This window comes from Sphingobium sp. HDIP04, assembly GCF_000445085.1.
GTDB lineage: Bacteria > Pseudomonadota > Alphaproteobacteria > Sphingomonadales > Sphingomonadaceae > Sphingobium > Sphingobium indicum.
Genome location: NZ_ATDO01000139.1, coordinates 24,285 through 39,317, shown reverse-complemented (window position 1 = coordinate 39,317; position 15,033 = coordinate 24,285). Strand labels below are relative to the sequence as shown.

General features: G+C 63.5%; 15 protein-coding genes and 1 pseudogene. 10 read left to right on the top strand and 6 right to left on the bottom strand.

Annotation, left to right across the window (positions count from 1 at the left end):
- Positions 1-154, top strand: a pseudogene (locus tag L286_RS0125060) (dioxygenase); the annotation flags it as partial.
- On the opposite strand, the gene L286_RS45640 reads toward L286_RS0125060, so the two are convergent.
- From L286_RS45640 to L286_RS45630, 3 genes are all read right to left on the bottom strand, one after another.
- Entirely contained in the window at positions 151-687 is a 537-nt protein-coding gene (locus L286_RS45640; RefSeq protein ID WP_020819881.1) for a (2Fe-2S)-binding protein, read from the bottom strand. The pseudogene L286_RS0125060 and the gene L286_RS45640 overlap by 4 nt on opposite strands.
- Entirely contained in the window at positions 684-1,160 is a 477-nt protein-coding gene (locus tag L286_RS45635; RefSeq protein WP_007683091.1) for a DUF2721 domain-containing protein, read from the bottom strand. The genes L286_RS45640 and L286_RS45635 overlap by 4 nt, the downstream gene beginning before the upstream one ends.
- 221 nt (positions 1,161-1,381) lie before the next feature.
- A complete protein-coding gene (locus L286_RS45630) occupies positions 1,382-2,590 on the bottom strand; it encodes an LL-diaminopimelate aminotransferase (RefSeq protein WP_007683089.1) in 1,209 nt (402 codons plus the stop codon).
- A 139-nt stretch (positions 2,591-2,729) separates the two neighbouring features.
- On the opposite strand from L286_RS45630, the gene L286_RS45625 reads away from it, so the two are divergent.
- The 3 genes from L286_RS45625 to clpS all read left to right on the top strand — a co-directional run bounded on the left by L286_RS45625 (position 2,730) and on the right by clpS (position 6,314).
- Positions 2,730-4,469, top strand: a complete 1,740-nt coding sequence (locus L286_RS45625; RefSeq protein WP_020819879.1) for a PHA/PHB synthase family protein — start codon at positions 2,730-2,732, stop codon at positions 4,467-4,469.
- A 242-nt stretch (positions 4,470-4,711) separates the two neighbouring features.
- Positions 4,712-5,623, top strand: a complete 912-nt coding sequence (locus L286_RS45620; RefSeq protein ID WP_031286410.1) for a phasin family protein — start codon at positions 4,712-4,714, stop codon at positions 5,621-5,623.
- A gap of 283 nt (positions 5,624-5,906) precedes the next feature.
- Complete coding sequence (clpS, locus tag L286_RS45615) at positions 5,907-6,314, top strand: ATP-dependent Clp protease adapter ClpS (RefSeq protein WP_007683081.1); 408 nt, start codon at positions 5,907-5,909, stop codon at positions 6,312-6,314.
- 86 nt (positions 6,315-6,400) lie between these two features.
- On the opposite strand, the gene L286_RS45610 is transcribed toward clpS, so the two are convergent.
- Positions 6,401-6,628: a hypothetical protein gene (locus tag L286_RS45610; protein ID WP_007683078.1), complete on the bottom strand. Its 228-nt coding sequence runs from the start codon at positions 6,626-6,628 to the stop codon at positions 6,401-6,403.
- Between the two features lie 236 nt (positions 6,629-6,864).
- Here L286_RS45610 and L286_RS45605 point away from each other — a divergent pair, with 236 nt between their 5' ends.
- The 3 genes from L286_RS45605 (at position 6,865) to L286_RS45595 (ending at position 10,403) form a co-directional block, all read left to right on the top strand.
- Positions 6,865-7,014: a hypothetical protein gene (locus L286_RS45605; RefSeq protein WP_020819877.1), complete on the top strand. Its 150-nt coding sequence runs from the start codon at positions 6,865-6,867 to the stop codon at positions 7,012-7,014.
- A 188-nt stretch (positions 7,015-7,202) separates the two neighbouring features.
- Positions 7,203-9,431 (top strand): TonB-dependent receptor, encoded by a 2,229-nt coding sequence (locus L286_RS45600; protein ID WP_025160779.1) that lies wholly within the window; start codon positions 7,203-7,205, stop codon positions 9,429-9,431.
- 306 nt (positions 9,432-9,737) lie between these two features.
- Positions 9,738-10,403 (top strand): peptidylprolyl isomerase, encoded by a 666-nt coding sequence (locus L286_RS45595; protein WP_020819875.1) that lies wholly within the window; start codon positions 9,738-9,740, stop codon positions 10,401-10,403.
- A gap of 172 nt (positions 10,404-10,575) precedes the next feature.
- Here L286_RS45595 and L286_RS45590 read toward each other — a convergent pair whose 3' ends face one another.
- Positions 10,576-11,079, bottom strand: a complete 504-nt coding sequence (locus L286_RS45590) for a DUF3617 domain-containing protein (RefSeq protein WP_007683071.1) — start codon at positions 11,077-11,079, stop codon at positions 10,576-10,578.
- Positions 11,080-11,193: 114 nt separating this feature from the next.
- Positions 11,194-11,730, bottom strand: a complete 537-nt coding sequence (locus L286_RS45585) for a DUF3617 domain-containing protein (protein WP_007683069.1) — start codon at positions 11,728-11,730, stop codon at positions 11,194-11,196.
- Between the two features lie 113 nt (positions 11,731-11,843).
- Between L286_RS45585 and L286_RS48145 the strand changes: the two genes are divergently transcribed.
- The 3 genes from L286_RS48145 (at position 11,844) to uvrB (ending at position 14,968) form a co-directional block, all read left to right on the top strand.
- A complete protein-coding gene (locus tag L286_RS48145; RefSeq protein ID WP_084498564.1) occupies positions 11,844-12,278 on the top strand; it encodes a DNA/RNA non-specific endonuclease in 435 nt (144 codons plus the stop codon).
- On the top strand, positions 12,265-12,693 hold the full coding sequence (locus tag L286_RS45580) for a hypothetical protein (protein WP_007683065.1): 429 nt from the start codon (positions 12,265-12,267) through the stop codon (positions 12,691-12,693). Before L286_RS48145 ends, L286_RS45580 begins: the two co-directional genes overlap by 14 nt.
- Before the next feature lie 91 nt (positions 12,694-12,784).
- Complete coding sequence (gene uvrB, locus L286_RS45575; RefSeq protein ID WP_020819874.1) at positions 12,785-14,968, top strand: excinuclease ABC subunit UvrB; 2,184 nt, start codon at positions 12,785-12,787, stop codon at positions 14,966-14,968.
- Positions 14,969-15,033 lie beyond the last annotated feature (65 nt).

Genomic DNA, 15,033 nt, shown 5'->3' with positions numbered 1-15,033 from the left:
CCTGCCCCATGCCCGTTTCGCCCACCCGCGGGAGGAGCATCTGCTGCCCCTGATGGTCGCCCTCGGCGCGGCAGGCGAGGACAAGGCGGTGCGCAATCATGGCAGCACCGTGCTGGGCTGGACCGTGTCCGGCTATCGCTTCGGCCGAAGCTAGGGCCGCCGCAGCGCCGGAACCGCCTTGGCCGCCTCCTCCGGCGTGATCCCGGAGGGCGGCACAGGGTCCACCACTTCCTCGCCCCGCATCACCCGCCCGGCGCGCTGGATCGCGCCTCGCAGCCGGGGATAGATGCCGCAGCGGCAGATATTGGTGATCGCCGCGTCGATCTCCTCATCGCTCGGATCGCTGGTCCGCCGCAGCAGCGCCGACGCCGCCATGATGACGCCGGGGATGCAATAGCCGCATTGGGAAACATTGTCCGCCGCGAACACCTGTTGCAGCGGATGGCCGCGATCGGGCGACAGCCCCTCTATGGTGGTGACGAACTTCCCCTCCGCGGCGGCGATCGTCACCTGGCAGGAACGCACGGCCTCCCCGTCTATGTCGACCGTGCAGGCGCCGCAATCGCCCGTGCCGCAGCCATATTTCGTTCCGGTCAGGTTCGACGCGTCGCGCAGCGCCCACAGCAGCGGCGTCGCCGGGTCCATGCGATATTGGACGGGCCGGTCGTTGACCGTGAACTTCGTCATCCCGCGCCCTCTTCCTCGACCTTGTGATAGAGCACTTCGTTGCGGATGTGGATGGTGCGCGAGGCGAGCCGGATTTCCTGGATGAAGGTGGCGAAGGCCGCCGCCTGCAACACCATGGCCAGGCTGAACAGGATCGCGATGGGCGTGCCGAGGTGCGAACCCAGCAGGTTGGCGGCGAACAACAGGATGACGACCAGGCAGATCGCGCAGGCCGACGCCACCGACAGGAAGATCGCGCCGTTGACAACGCTCATCCGCCGGTCCAGCACGCGGATCTCGCTGACCATCCGGTCATGCTCCTTGCCGCGGGAGGCGAGGATCTTGTCCTCCACCTTGCGCGCCCGGTCGATGATGCGCGCCAGCCGCCCGACGCAGACGTTCAGGAACGCCCCGATGCCCGCGAGCAGGAAGACGGGGGCCAAGGCGAGCTGGATGGTCTGCGCGACCTGCGAAACCTGGGGAAGTGCGATCATCATTTTACAGCAGCGCAGAGCGAGGAAAATGGCAAGGGCGGAAATGTCCGCGTGGGTTTCACGCCATCATGTCCTTGGGGGAATCGTGCTCCTGCGCAGGCAGGAGCCCAGTTCCAACGGCAAAATGACACTCCGACGGCAGAACTGGGCTCTCATGAGCCACTTGTCTCATTCGAGTGCCTGCGCAGGAGCACGTCCCTTATTCCCACGCCCTATTCCCCTCAGGCAGCGCCCTTGGCCGGCGTGTTGACGCCCATGGATTTCAGATATTGCCGGATGTTGCGCGCCGCCTGCCGCAGCCGCTGCTCATTTTCCACCATGGCGATGCGGACATAGCCCTCGCCATCCTCGCCATAGCCGACCCCCGGCGCGACCGCGACCTTGGCATGGGTAAGGAGCTGCTTGGAAAATTCCAGGCTCCCCATGTCCTTGAGCGCGGGGGGAAGCGGCGCCCAGGCGAACATCGACGCCCTGGGCGCGGGAATGTCCCAGCCCGCCCGGCCAAAGGCCTCCACCATCACGTCGCGGCGCTTGTGATAAAGCTCGCGGTTCTTCTGAACGATGTCCTGCGGCCCGTTCAGCGCGGCGCAGGCCGCCGCCTGGATCGGCGTGAACGCGCCATAGTCCAGATAGGATTTCACCCGCTTCAACGCCGCGATCAGTTGCCGGTTGCCCACGGCAAAGCCGATGCGCCAGCCCGCCATGGAATAGGTCTTGCTGAGCGAGGTGAATTCCACCGCCACATCCTTGGCGCCCGGCACCTGGAGGATGGAGGGCGTCGGATTGCCGTCATAATAAAGCTCGGAATAGGCAAGGTCGCTCAGCACCCAGACCTTGTTCTCCTTCGCCCAGGCGACCAGCCGCTCGTAGAAGGCAAGGTCGACGGTCTCGGCCGTCGGGTTGCTCGGATAGCCCACGACCAGGATCGACGGACGCGGCACGGTAAACGCCATGGCCCGCTCCAGCGACTGCCAATAATGCTCGTCCGGCGTGGTCGGCACGGAGCGGATGGTCGCCCCCGCGATGATGAAGCCGAACATGTGGATCGGATAGCTGGGATTGGGCGCCAGCACGACGTCCCCCGGCGCGGTGATCGCGGTGGCCAGGCTGGCGAGGCCCTCCTTCGACCCCATGGTCACGACCACCTCGGTCTCCGGGTCCAGATCGACGCCGAAGCGGCGGCCATAATAATTGGCCTGCGCCCGGCGCAGCCCCGGAATGCCCATCGACTGCGAATATCCGTGCGCGCTCGGCTTCTGCGCGACCTCGCACAGCTTGGCGATGACATGGTCGGGCGGCGGCAGGTCGGGATTGCCCATCCCTAAGTCGATAATGTCCTCCCCCGCGGCGCGCGCGGCGGCCCGCATCGCGTTCACTTCGGCGATGACATAGGGCGGCAGACGCTTCATGCGGTAGAATTCTTCGGACATTGGGGCTTTCCTGAAAGCTCGCTGTAAGGAATAGTGCGTGACGCGCATTCGGCTTGTCACGATCCGGCTATAACCCGCCAGCCCGCGACGCGCCAGAGAAAGCGGCGGACCGGACAATGCCAGGCGAAGGAAGGTGGCCATGAAAGCACAGGACGTCATGGAACCCCACCTCCCCACGCTGGAGGACATGCAGCAATGGACGCAGGTGCTGGGCCGGGCGCAGCAATTGATGCTGGAACAGGCGGCGGGCGCGACCGGCCGGACATTGCCTTTCGACCCCGAAGCCGTGGCGCGCATCCAGACCGGCTTTGCCGATGAAGGCTTGGCGCTGTGGCAGCGTTTCCTGGATTCCGGCGGCCTGCTGCGCGACCATCCCGAACCCCCGCCATCGGATAGCCCCGCGGCCGCGCGCGACCGCCGCTTCGCCGACCCGGCCTGGACCGAGCATCCCTTTTACGACCTGATCCGGCAGAGCTATCTGCTGCTCTCGGATTATCTGATGAAGCTGGCCGACGCGGTGGACGGCGTCGATCCGAAGCAGAAGGCCAAGCTGCGCTTCGCCACCACCGGCCTGCTGGACGCCATCGCCCCCAGCAACTTCCCGCTGACCAACCCGCTGGTCGTGCAGAAGACGATTCAGAGCGGCGGCGAGAATCTGGTCAAGGGCCTGCAGCACATGCTGGCCGATCTGGAGAAGGGCCAGCTCACCCACACCGACGGCACGGCGTTCGAGCTTGGCCGCAACATCGCCTCGACCCCCGGCAAGGTGATCAAGGAAACGCCGCTCTACCAGTTGATCCACTATGCCCCGACGACGGAAAAGGTGCTGGAAACGCCGCTGATCATCTTCCCGCCCTGGATCAACCGTTTCTACATCCTCGACCTGTCGCCGGAAAAAAGCTTCGTCAAATGGGCCGTCGACCAGGGGATCAGCGTCTTCCTGGTGTCGTGGAAATCGGCCGACGCCTCGATGAAGGACGTCATGTGGGACGATTATATCCTGGACGGCCAGATCGACGCGATCGACACGGTGCGCGACCTGCTGGGCGTGCCCGGCGTCCACGCCATCGGCTATTGCGTGGCGGGGACGACATTGGCCGCCACGCTGGCGCTGCTGGCGGCGCGGGGCGAGGCGGACAAGGTCGCCAGCGCCACCTTCTTCACCGCCCAGGTCGATTTCAGCAAGGCGGGCGACCTCACCCTGTTCGTCGACGACGAGCAGATGAAGATGGTGGAGCAGCTTTCCTCCGGCGGCTTCCTGGACGGGCGCTACATGGCCGCGACCTTCAACCTGCTGCGCGGGCGCGACCTGATCTGGAACTATGTGGTCAACAACTACCTGCTGGGGCAGGATTACCCGCCCTTCGACCTGCTCTACTGGAACGGCGACACCACCAACCTGCCGGCGCGCTGGCACAAGGATTATCTGACGCAGCTCTATCGCGACAACCTGCTGGTGCAGCCGGGCGCGATCAGCGTCGCGGGCACGCCCATCGACCTGCGCCGGGTCAAGACGCCCGCCTATGTGCAGGCAGGGCGGGAAGATCATATCGCCCCGCTGGAAAGCGTGTGGAAGCTGACCGAGCATTTCTCTGGCCCGATCCGCTTCCTGCTGGCGGGGTCGGGGCATATAGCGGGCGTGGTGAACCCGCCCTCCGCGCAAAAATATCAATATTGGACCTGCGCCGAATCGCAGCCGACCCTGGAGGCCTTTCTCGCCCATGCGAAGGAGACAAAGGGTAGCTGGTGGCCCGACTGGATCGAGTGGATTCGCGGGCAGGCCCCCGCCACCGTCCCGGTGAAGGGCGCCCGTCGCCCCGGCAAGGGCCGACTCAAGGCGCTGGAGGATGCCCCCGGCCGCTATGTGAAAACGCGTTAGCGATTTCCAAGCGGTCGGTTCCGATCGCTGGTCAAGAAATCGCGGAAAACGAATAATCAAGAGCGGCGATCTGATTCGCTCAGATCGAAACCCGCTCCAGTTCCTTCGCGGGCGGCCTGTTTGCGGCAGCCCGCCTTGCCGAAGCGACGGGTCGTACGGGCAATTTTGCTGCACTGCACAAAAGCGCTTGCAACGGCGGCGCGATTTCTATATTGTGCACTGCAACAAATGGAGGTTGGTCCATGGCCGTTACCCCAAAGCCAATGCGTAAGAAGCCTGTCGCCAAGAAGGCGTCGTCGACCCTCTCCGCCAGCGAGGCGCTGAAGGCCGCCGAAGCGGCGATCAAGGCGCCGGCTCCCGCCCGGGCGAAGCCCGCCGCGAAAAAGCCTGCCCCGCCCAAGGCCGTCGCTCCGGCGGCCAAGCCCGCGGCGAAGGCTGCGCCGGCGGCGAAGGCCGATCCGGTAGCGGTGATCGCGGCGACCACGGCGGTCGACGCGGCGCCCGAACCGGAACTGGTGAAGGATGTGACCCCGCAACCCGCCCCCGTCGCCGCGGCGCCGAAGGTGGAGACGCCCAGGTCCAAGCCGGTTGCGAAGCCGATAGCGGCGCCACCGGACCTATCGAAGACCCTGTTATCCGGGGCCGGGCCGCTAGAGCCCATGTTGCTGCCCGCCACAGAAGGAACGAAAATGATGAACGATGTGATCGAGACCGGAAAGAAATTCGCGGAAGAAACCAAGGCCAAGCTCGAAACGGTCTATGCCGACCTGAACGAGAAGGCGAAGGTGAGCGTCGAGAAGTCGACCAAGGCGATCGAGGAATTCAGCGACATCGCCAAGGGCAATGTCGAAGCGCTGGTCGAATCCGGCAAGATCGCGGCCAAGGGCTTTGAGACCCTGGGCCAGGAAGCCGTGGACTACAGCCGCAAGAGCTTCGAAAAGGCGACCGCTTCTTTCAAGAGCTTCTCGACCGTGAAGACGCCGACCGAATTCTTCCAGCTTCAGAGCCAGCTGCTCTCCAGCAGCTTCGACGAATTCACCAAGGAAGCGGCCAAGAGCAGCGAAGCGCTGATCAAGCTGGCCGGCGACGTCGCCTCTCCGCTGACCGCCCGCGTGACCGTGGTGACCGACAAGGTAAAGGCGCTCGCCGCCTGACCCCCGGCCTTCGGGCTTGTAAGAAAGAAACGGCCCCTTCGCAGGGGCCGTTTCCTTTTTCCGAAGGACGCCCCATGGCCAATGGCGGACGTTAGCCCCTCCGTCACCCCGGACTTGATCCGGGGTCCCGCTTTCTTTCTGAGTGCCCGCCTGGAAAGGGCAGCGGGACCCCGGGTCAAGCCCGGGGTGACGAGATGGGGAATGGCAGGAATCCACCCATTCCACTCTCCCCCATGCCATTCCCGCCAGGAAGGATGGTTTACGCCCGGCAGGACCCCTTGCCATGCGGGAGCAAATCGCCATATCCTCGCCCATCATGAGCAGCTCCACGACGATGGCATATTCCGTGACGATGGCGGGCAGGGATCAGGACGACCAGGGCGACGGCTCGGGCGGTCCCAATGTCGGCATTGCCACGCGCACCCGCGCCCGGACGAAAAAGCCCTCTCTCTACAAGGTGCTGATGTTGAACGACGACTACACGCCGATGGAATTCGTCGTGCACGTCCTCCAGCAATTCTTCCGCATGGACATGGAGGAGGCGACCCGCGTGATGCTCCACGTCCACCAGCGCGGCGTCGGCGTCTGCGGCATTTTCAGCTATGAGGTGGCAGAAACGAAGGTGAACCAGGTCATGGACTTCGCCCGCCAGAACCAGCACCCGCTCCAGTGCACCCTGGAAAAGGCATAGGGATTCCCCCGGCCCGCCTGAGCGGCGGGAGGCCGATCACTTTCGACCGCCTTCGCTGATCCAGCTCCTTCACCTTCGCATGAGGGTCATATCTCGCCGAGATCGGCCTTTAAATGGCGCGCCGCTGACAAAAACAGGATCGCGGCGCACAGCACCGGCACGGTGGTGATGGTCAGGGCCGCCCGCAGCGCGGACCCCGCATCATATCCCATCCATGCCATCAGGTCGCTCGCCAGACCGACCAGCAGCGGACCAAGGCCATTGCCGAAGAGTATGACGGCCAGCAGCGAAATCGCCGAGGCGGTCGCGCGCATCTACGGCGGGGCGAGCGATTGCGAACAGGACAGGAGCGGCGGGCCGGAGAAGCTGACAAGCCCCTGAACGCAGCAAGCTGCCTGATCCGAAGCCGTTGAAGTTGACGGTCACCCCCGATCTTCAGTCAGAATCCTGTTGACCGCTTTTAGAAAAGTGTAGATACACTTTATCAAGACGCCAATGGCGCGACTAGAGCGATTTCCAAGCGATCCGAACCGATCGCGGATCAGTTGGGGTGGGCGACTATGTCGATGGCAAGATTGTGAAGCGCCGCGCCCGCGAAGGCTACATCGTTCATGCTGGCCGACGAGGTGCGGAAAAGCTCGCGTCTCTGTTGGCGGAGGTCGAGGCCGTGGACGGCGCGATCGTTGCGCGCGGCCCTTGATGCTCGCGTTCCCGATGACGCTTCCGTTTTTCTGGCTGAAGCTGAGGCGAGCGCGCCGGGGGAGGCCGGCGTCCTCGACATCGGGGGCATGGGCGCCGGGCAATTGTTCGAAGTGAACTGAAGATTGAAGCCGGACGCCGCCTGACAAGAGGGAGGGCGGCGCCGGTTGCATAAAGAGGGAGGATGTCATGCGAGGTAATTTCGCCAGCCTATTGTCGCGTCTGCTGTGCACCGCCGCCGCCGGTGTCGCAGCGCCGGTTTTCGCTCAAGGGACAGCGGTCGCAAATGCTCCGGCGGCGGGTGCGCCGGCTGAGGAAAAGGCCGCGGTGGGCATTGCCGACATCGTCGTGACGGCGCGCAAGCGCGCCGAAAATCTCCAGGATGTTCCGATCGCGGTCACCGCGCTCGGCTCCGTCGCCATGGAGCGCGCGCATATCACCTCGGTTCTGGATGTCGCGGCGCTGACGCCCGGCGTCACCATGACCCAGTTCAATATCGGCGAACCCCAGACCTATATTCGCGGCGTCGGATCGCAGACGGATTCGGCCGCCTCCGAATCGTCGGTCACGATCTCCATGGACGAAGTGGCGATCGGCCGCGGCGGCGCCACGTCGATTGCGTTTCTGGACGCCAGCCGGGTCGAGGTTCTGCGCGGCCCTCAGGGAACTCTCTACGGTCGAAATGCGTCTGCCGGCACGATCAGCTTCTATTCGAACCGTCCGACCGAAGCGTTCGAGGGCAGTGTCGAGGCGTCTGCCGGCAGCTTCCGCACCTTCGGCGGCAAGGGCATCGTCAACCTGCCGGTCGGCGACGGCATGGCGTTCCGCGCGGCCGGTCAATATTCCGACAGCCGTGGCTATGCATATAACCTGCTGACCGGCAAGCATCTCCAGGGCGGAGAGCGCTATGGCGGCCGCCTGCAGTTCCAGGCCGAAAAGGACGCATGGACCATCCTCCTGTCGGGAGATTATTCCAAGGATGATCTCGACGGCGATTCCCGGTCGATCGTGTCGACCTATTTGGCGAGCCCCACCTTCGCGGCGCTGGCCGCCGCCTCCAACGCCGACCGCAAGAATGTCTGGGAGAGCGAGACGATCCCGGGGACGTTCCAGCGCCGCCGCAATTACGGACTCGTCGGGCGGGTCGAATATGCGGGCGATTGGGCCACGCTGACTTCGCTCACCGCCTATCGCAACAATCGCTATTCGTTGCGCGCCGACTATGTGGGCGAATCGAATTTTCCCTTCCAGACCGACGACCGGGTCAATGAGGCGTCGCACCAGTTCAGCCAGGAACTGCGGCTGACCTCGCCGTCCAGCTCGAAGATCCAGTGGGTCGCCGGCCTCTTTTATTATTCCGACAGCATCGACCGCGAGGAGCGCTTCGTCGTCACCTCGGTCGCGCCGCTGCCGCGAGGATTGGGCGGCGACAACACCGCCCTCCAGAATGCCAGCACGAAAAGCTATGCCGCTTTCGGCCAGGTCACCATACCGTTCGCAAGCATCTTCGAACTGACGCTTGGCGCCCGCATCTCGCGCGACAAGAAGGACGTCTTCCAGCAGGCGGTGCACAATGCGCCGGCGGGCCAGGGACTCGGCTTCCCCTTCTTCCCCGGCTCGCTTTACGCCGTGCCGGCGTCCGCAAGCTTTACCAAGCCCACCTGGCGCGCGACGCTGGCGATGGAACCCAGCCCGGACAAGCATTTCTACCTGAGCTATGATCGCGGCTACAAGTCGGGCACCTTCACCAGCCAGGCTCAGAATGCCGTCCAGGCCACCTTCCTCGTGAAGCCCGAACAATTGGACAGCTTCAACCTGGGCGCGAAAACCCAATGGCTGGACAACACGCTGCGGGTGAACGCCGACCTCTTCTATCTCGACTATAAGAAGCTTCAGGTGTTCGAGTTCGGCGCAAATCTGAACTTCATCCTTGCCAATGCCAATGCGCGGATCAAGGGCGCCGAACTCCAGGTTTCGATCGCGCCGTCACGCCATCTCAATGTCGGCATCAATGCGAGCCTCCTCGACGGCAAGTTCACGTCCAATCCGCAATTCGCGGGGGCGACGCTTGCCTATAAGGGCAACCGCCTGTCGCGCGCGCCGCGCTACAAGATCAGCAACTATATCGAACTCAACGAGGACCTGTTCGGCGGCACGGCCACGGTGCGTCTGAGCCAGGCCTTCCAAAGTTCCTATTTCTACAATCCGTCCAACGATGTTGCGGGCCTTCAGAAGGCTTACAGCGTGCTCAACGGCTTTGCGTCCTGGGAGAGCGCGTCGGGCCTGAAGCTCTCGCTGAGCGCCGACAATCTGACGAACGAGCAATATTCGGTGCACCATATCAGCTTCCAGAATCTGGGCGTGCGCATTTTCGCTCCGCCGCGGTCCTACACGGTCACCCTGTCCAAGCGCTTCTGATGACTGCCCTCTGAAAAAGGGGCGCTCCCCATCGAGCGCCCCCGTCGCCACCTTCCTCCTTTGCAAAGCGGTTAAAGTCCGTGCTTGCCGCCCAGTTGCGCCGCGCCTGCAAGCTCTCTAGGGTGTGTGGGGATTAAGTTCAGGGCGCGGCGAAAATAGTGGAATTCGAGAACTGGCGCGCAGCGTACTTCAGTACGTGAGCACCGGAAGCGCAGAAAGCCGCTATTTGCAGCCCGCCATGGGCTGAATCCCCACACACCCTAGCCTTGGGTCTTGTCCCTCTTTCCTGAGCGTGCCTTCCCGCCGATGCGTCCTGCCGTCCTGCATTATCTCGTCCTGCTGACAGCCTTCCTCTCCGGTCCCGCCCTCGCCCTGCCCGCCAACCGGCCGACGCCGGGCCATACCCGCGTGGCCATCGAGACCTCCGTCGGCGCCATCGTCGTGGCGACCGACGATAAGCGGGCGCCGGTCACCTCCGCCAATTTCCTGACCTATGTCGATGACGGGCGCTTCGACGGCGTCACCTTCTATCGGGCGGCGCGGCGCAAGAGCGCTCCGCAACTGGGGCTGATCCAGGGCGGCATAGACACGGATGCGCGCCGGTCGCTGCCGCCGATCAGGCATGAGCCGACGACGCGGACCGGGATCAGGCATCTGGACGCGACGCTGTCCATGGCGCGGCCCGACCGCGCCAATTCGGCCATGGGCAATTTCTTCATCACCGTGGGGCCGACGCCCAACATGGATGCGCGGGGCGACTATATCGGCTATGCCGCCTTCGGCCATGTGGTCGCGGGCATGGACGTGGTGAAACGGATCCTCGCCGCGCCGACCTGCTGCGGGTCGGGGCCGATGCGCGGGCAGATGATCGTCAAGCCGATCCGGATCATCCGCGCCAGGCGGCTCGACGGCACGCCCCATCCTACGCGCGGGGTGAAGCCGTGGCTGTTGGGCCTCAGGCGCAAATCTTGAGGCGTCTGCCAGGCGGCGCCGATATTGCCGCGATCGGCCCATGGCATTTCCATGCGCGCCGTTCGGCAGGCCGTCCCCATCCGATGCAAGGACAGGGCGCGGCCTGCCGACGGTTCGGCCGTCCATCATGGCATGCAGGCGCCGCGTCGGACGGAAGGTATCGAACCGGCCCTCAGGCCTTGGTGCATTCCCCGGCGCGCTTGCCCGTGACGTCATGGGTGGTGCGCAGCACGGGCTGGCCGCCCTCTGTCCTGGTCATGGTGCTGCCCAGGGTCAGCGTGTCGGCGGTGAAATTGCCCTCCAGCGCTATTTCGGACGTGCCCTTGCCGGACGTGCAGCTCAGCGTCGCGATCAAGCGGCCCTTGCGGATCAGCTTGTCCTTGTAGGTGCAGTCACTGCCCTCATCCCCGGCCAGCGCATTGGCGTCCGGCACGCCGGCCGCGTCGACGGCGATGCAGACCCTGTCCTCGCTCACCTGCTTCAGCGCGGCCTGATATTCGGCTGGGGTGACGGTGGGAGTGTTGTAGCCGGTGGTCTTGCGGGTGAGCGTCCATTCGCCCGCTTTCATGACGATCGGCGCTTCGGTCGTTTCGGGCGCGGGTTCCGGCTTGCTGCCGCAGGCGGCCAAGCCGAGAGCAAGCCCAAGCGGCAGGGCCGCCAGCGCGAATTTCTGCATATCCTCTCCCCTGTTCTCTGTTGGAACGGGGGGCAGGCTCGCGCCAAGCCGCGCAAAGCGCAAGAGGAATCTGCCATCGCCTGCTGCGGGCAGGGGCGCCCGCTCGCCTCGCCCTTATTTCTCCGCGCAGGCCGCGCCGATCCATTTGCCGCTGGTCTTCGCCTTCATGCTCATGTTCATGCCGTTGGGGGCGCCGGTCATCTTCATGTCCATGTGCATCTCATAGCTTTCGGGCGCGTAGCTGCCGGACATGACGGCGTTCATCGTGCCGCCCTGCGACTTGCAGCTTATCTCCCCCTTCACCGATCCGCCGCTCGCGTCGAAGCCCTTGTAGGCGCAGTCCTTGTTCTCCTGGCCGGAGAACATCTTGCCGCTGGGGTTGGCGGCTTCCTCCGGCGAGACGCAATATTTGATGGAGGCGCGGCTCATCATCTTCTTCATCTGCTCTTTCATCTGGTCGCCGCCGCCCGGCATGTTGGGCATGTCGATGTCGACCAGCTCATAGGCGCCCTCCCACTGGCCGGGCTTGAGCTGAACCTTCTGCACCTCCTCACGGACCTCCTCGCGGGTCTGGGGCTGGCCGGACGGCTTTTCGCCGCAGGCCGCCAGCAGAGATGTCAAGCCGATCAGGACGGGAAGTGTCGCACGCATAGGCATTCTCCCTGTTTCCACTCCATTTTGCTGGCCACCATAACAACGGGCGGCGGCGATGCAATGCGGAACAGTTCCGACGTTTGTTCTTGATTTGTTCTAATTATTTTGCTATGAGCCGGGAGAGCAAGAATGGCTATGATTTCTACATGGACATGCTTGCCCGGGTCAAGAAAGTCCATGGCCAATTGTTTCTCGGTCCGACAACCGCACGGTCACGATTCAATCAAATTCAAGCGGGCAAACCGGATCGTCGCTCTGGTGACGATGGTGGACATTTCATCGCTGCTCGCTTCAACGGGCCGAACGACAACTTCAATCATTTCGCCCAAGATGCCAATTTCAATCGGAGCGCCTATAAAGCACTGGAAAATAGCTGGGCCAACGATTTACGAGCGGGCAAAAAAGTCTTTGTCGATATCATACCTCAATATGCGGGAACATCGAGGCGGCCCTACAGGCTCACCGTTACTTGGTACGTCAATGGCGAAAGAAATCTCCGAAATTTCCCGAACGAACCGAGGGGAGCAAGCAATGGCAGACGATAAACTCGACAATCTAGGGCCGCTGATGAATGAGATCGGACAGGAACTGGCGGAGATTGTCGGCGGCGATCCAAATGGCGTCTTCCTCTATGCGGAGATTGGTGAAGGATGGAATGGACCGAGCGTCTTCAAGGACGAAGGCGACGTCGTCCGCTATTATAATTCAGCAAGTGAGATTCTTTCAGACCTTCTTTTCGAGTCCTGGTATGCGGCATCGGAAGATCCCATCAAGCGTTGGTCAGTGATGGAATATGATGTGAAGGACGGCGAATTCAGCGTTAGTTTCAAATATCCTGACGAGATGAATGTCGAGATCGTCGATGCACGGCGGCGTGAGGCAGCCCTGCGCGCTCGCTATGGTGACAAGCCGGTGATTTATCCTCCCCCGCCCCAGGATGCGTTTGAATTGAAGTCGTAAAAGGAACGGCGGCGCACGGCTTTTCCGCCTCCCTGCCCCAGGAGAGTGTGAAGCCGATTGCGTCTCCAACCAAAGGCACCATATTCGGGCCATGTCTATCCAGATCCGCACCACGCTGGACGAGCCGGAGACCGGCGAAGGCTTCGTCCCCCACCGCCCCGCACGCCCGGAAAAGAGCGAGGGCGGCAGGCCGTTCAAGCTGGTTTCCGACTATGAACCGTCGGGGGACCAGCCGACCGCCATCGCCGAACTGGTGGAAACGGCGCTCCAGGGCGAGAAGGACCAGGTGCTGCTGGGCGTCACCGGATCGGGCAAGACCTTCACCATGGCGAAGGTGATCGAGGCGTTGCAGCGGCCCGCGCTGGTGCTGGCGCCCAACAAGATCCTGGCCGCGCAGCTTTACGGGGAGTTCAGGAGCTTCTTCCCCGAAAACGCCGTCGAATATTTCGTCAGCTATTACGACTATTATCAGCCCGAAGCCTATGTGCCGCGGTCGGACACCTATATCGAAAAGGAGTCCAGCGTGAACGAGGCGATCGACCGGATGCGCCATTCGGCCACCCGCGCGCTGCTGGAACGCGACGATGTGCTGATCGTGGCCTCGGTTTCCTGCCTCTACGGCATCGGATCGGTCGAAACCTATTCGGCGATGACCTTCGCGATGAAGAAGGGCCAGGTGGAGGATCAGCGGGAAATCATCCGCAAGCTGGTGGCGTTGCAGTACAAGCGCAACGACGCGGCCTTTGCGCGGGGGAATTTCCGGGTGAAGGGGGATAATCTGGAGATTTTCCCGTCCCACTATGAGGATACGGCCTGGCGGGTCAGCTTCTTCGGCAATGAGATTGAGGACATCGTCGAGTTCGACCCGCTGACCGGCAAGAAGGTGGCGAGCCTCGACTATGTGAAGGTCTTTCCCAATTCGCACCACGTCACGCCGGGACCGACGCTCAAGCAAGCGATGGAGGCGATCCGGTTCGAACTGGCCGAGCGGCTGAAGGAACTGACCGCCGAGGGCAAGCTGCTGGAGGCGCAGCGGCTGGAGCAGCGGACCAATTTCGACCTGGAGATGATCGCGGCGACCGGCTCCTGCGCGGGGATCGAAAATTATTCGCGCTTCCTGACCGGCCGACTGCCCGGCGAGCCGCCGCCGACCCTGTTCGAATATCTGCCGGAAAATGCGCTGCTGTTCGTGGACGAGAGCCACCAGACCGTGCCGCAGATCGGCGCGATGGCGCGGGGCGACCATCGGCGGAAGATCACGCTGGCCGAATATGGATTCCGCCTGCCGAGCTGCATCGACAACCGGCCGCTCCGCTTCAACGAATGGGACGCGATGCGGCCGCAGACGGTTTCCGTGTCGGCGACGCCCGGCCCATGGGAGATGGAGCAGACCGGCGGCGCCTTCTCCGAACAGGTGATCCGCCCGACCGGGCTTATCGACCCGCCGGTCGAGATCAAGCCGGTGGAGGATCAGGTGGACGACCTGATCCATGAGGCGAAGGAGACGGCGAAGAAGGGCTATCGCACGCTGGTGACGACGCTCACCAAGCGGATGGCGGAGGATCTGACCGAATTCATGCATGAGGCCGGGATCAAGGTCCGCTACATGCACAGCGATGTCGAGACGCTGGAGCGGATCGAGCTGATCCGCGACCTGCGGCTGGGCGTCTACGACGTGCTGGTGGGCATCAACCTGCTGCGCGAGGGGCTGGACATCCCCGAATGCGGGCTGGTCGCGATCCTGGATGCGGACAAGGAGGGCTTTTTGCGTTCCGAAACCTCGCTGATCCAGACGATCGGGCGTGCGGCGCGCAATGTCGACGGGCGGGTGGTCCTCTATGCCGACCGTATTACCGGGTCGATGGAGCGGGCGCTCAACGAAACGTCGCGGCGGCGCGAGAAGCAGATGGCCTATAATCTGGAGCATGGCATCACGCCGACCACGATCAAGCGGAACATCGGCGACATCATCGCCCATGTCGCGTCGAAGGATCAGGTGACGGTGGATACGGGGCTGGAGGACCGGCCGCACCTCATGGGCCACAATCTGCGCGCCTATATCGAGGATCTGGAAAAGAAGATGCGCGCCGCCGCGGCCGATCTGGAGTTCGAGGAAGCCGGGCGGATACGGGACGAGATCCGCAAGCTGGAGGCGGAGGAACTGGGCTTGCCCGCCGAACAGCAGGTGGCGGCGCCCAGGGGCCGGGCCATGGAAGGCAAGCCGGGAACCCGCAAATTGCGCTACGGGAAGGTGCAGAAGAAGTTTGGACGATAGGCGGCGAGGAGCCTTGGCTGGACCCCGCCATGCTCCTGCCCGGGCGCTCGAAGGAAACGAGTGGC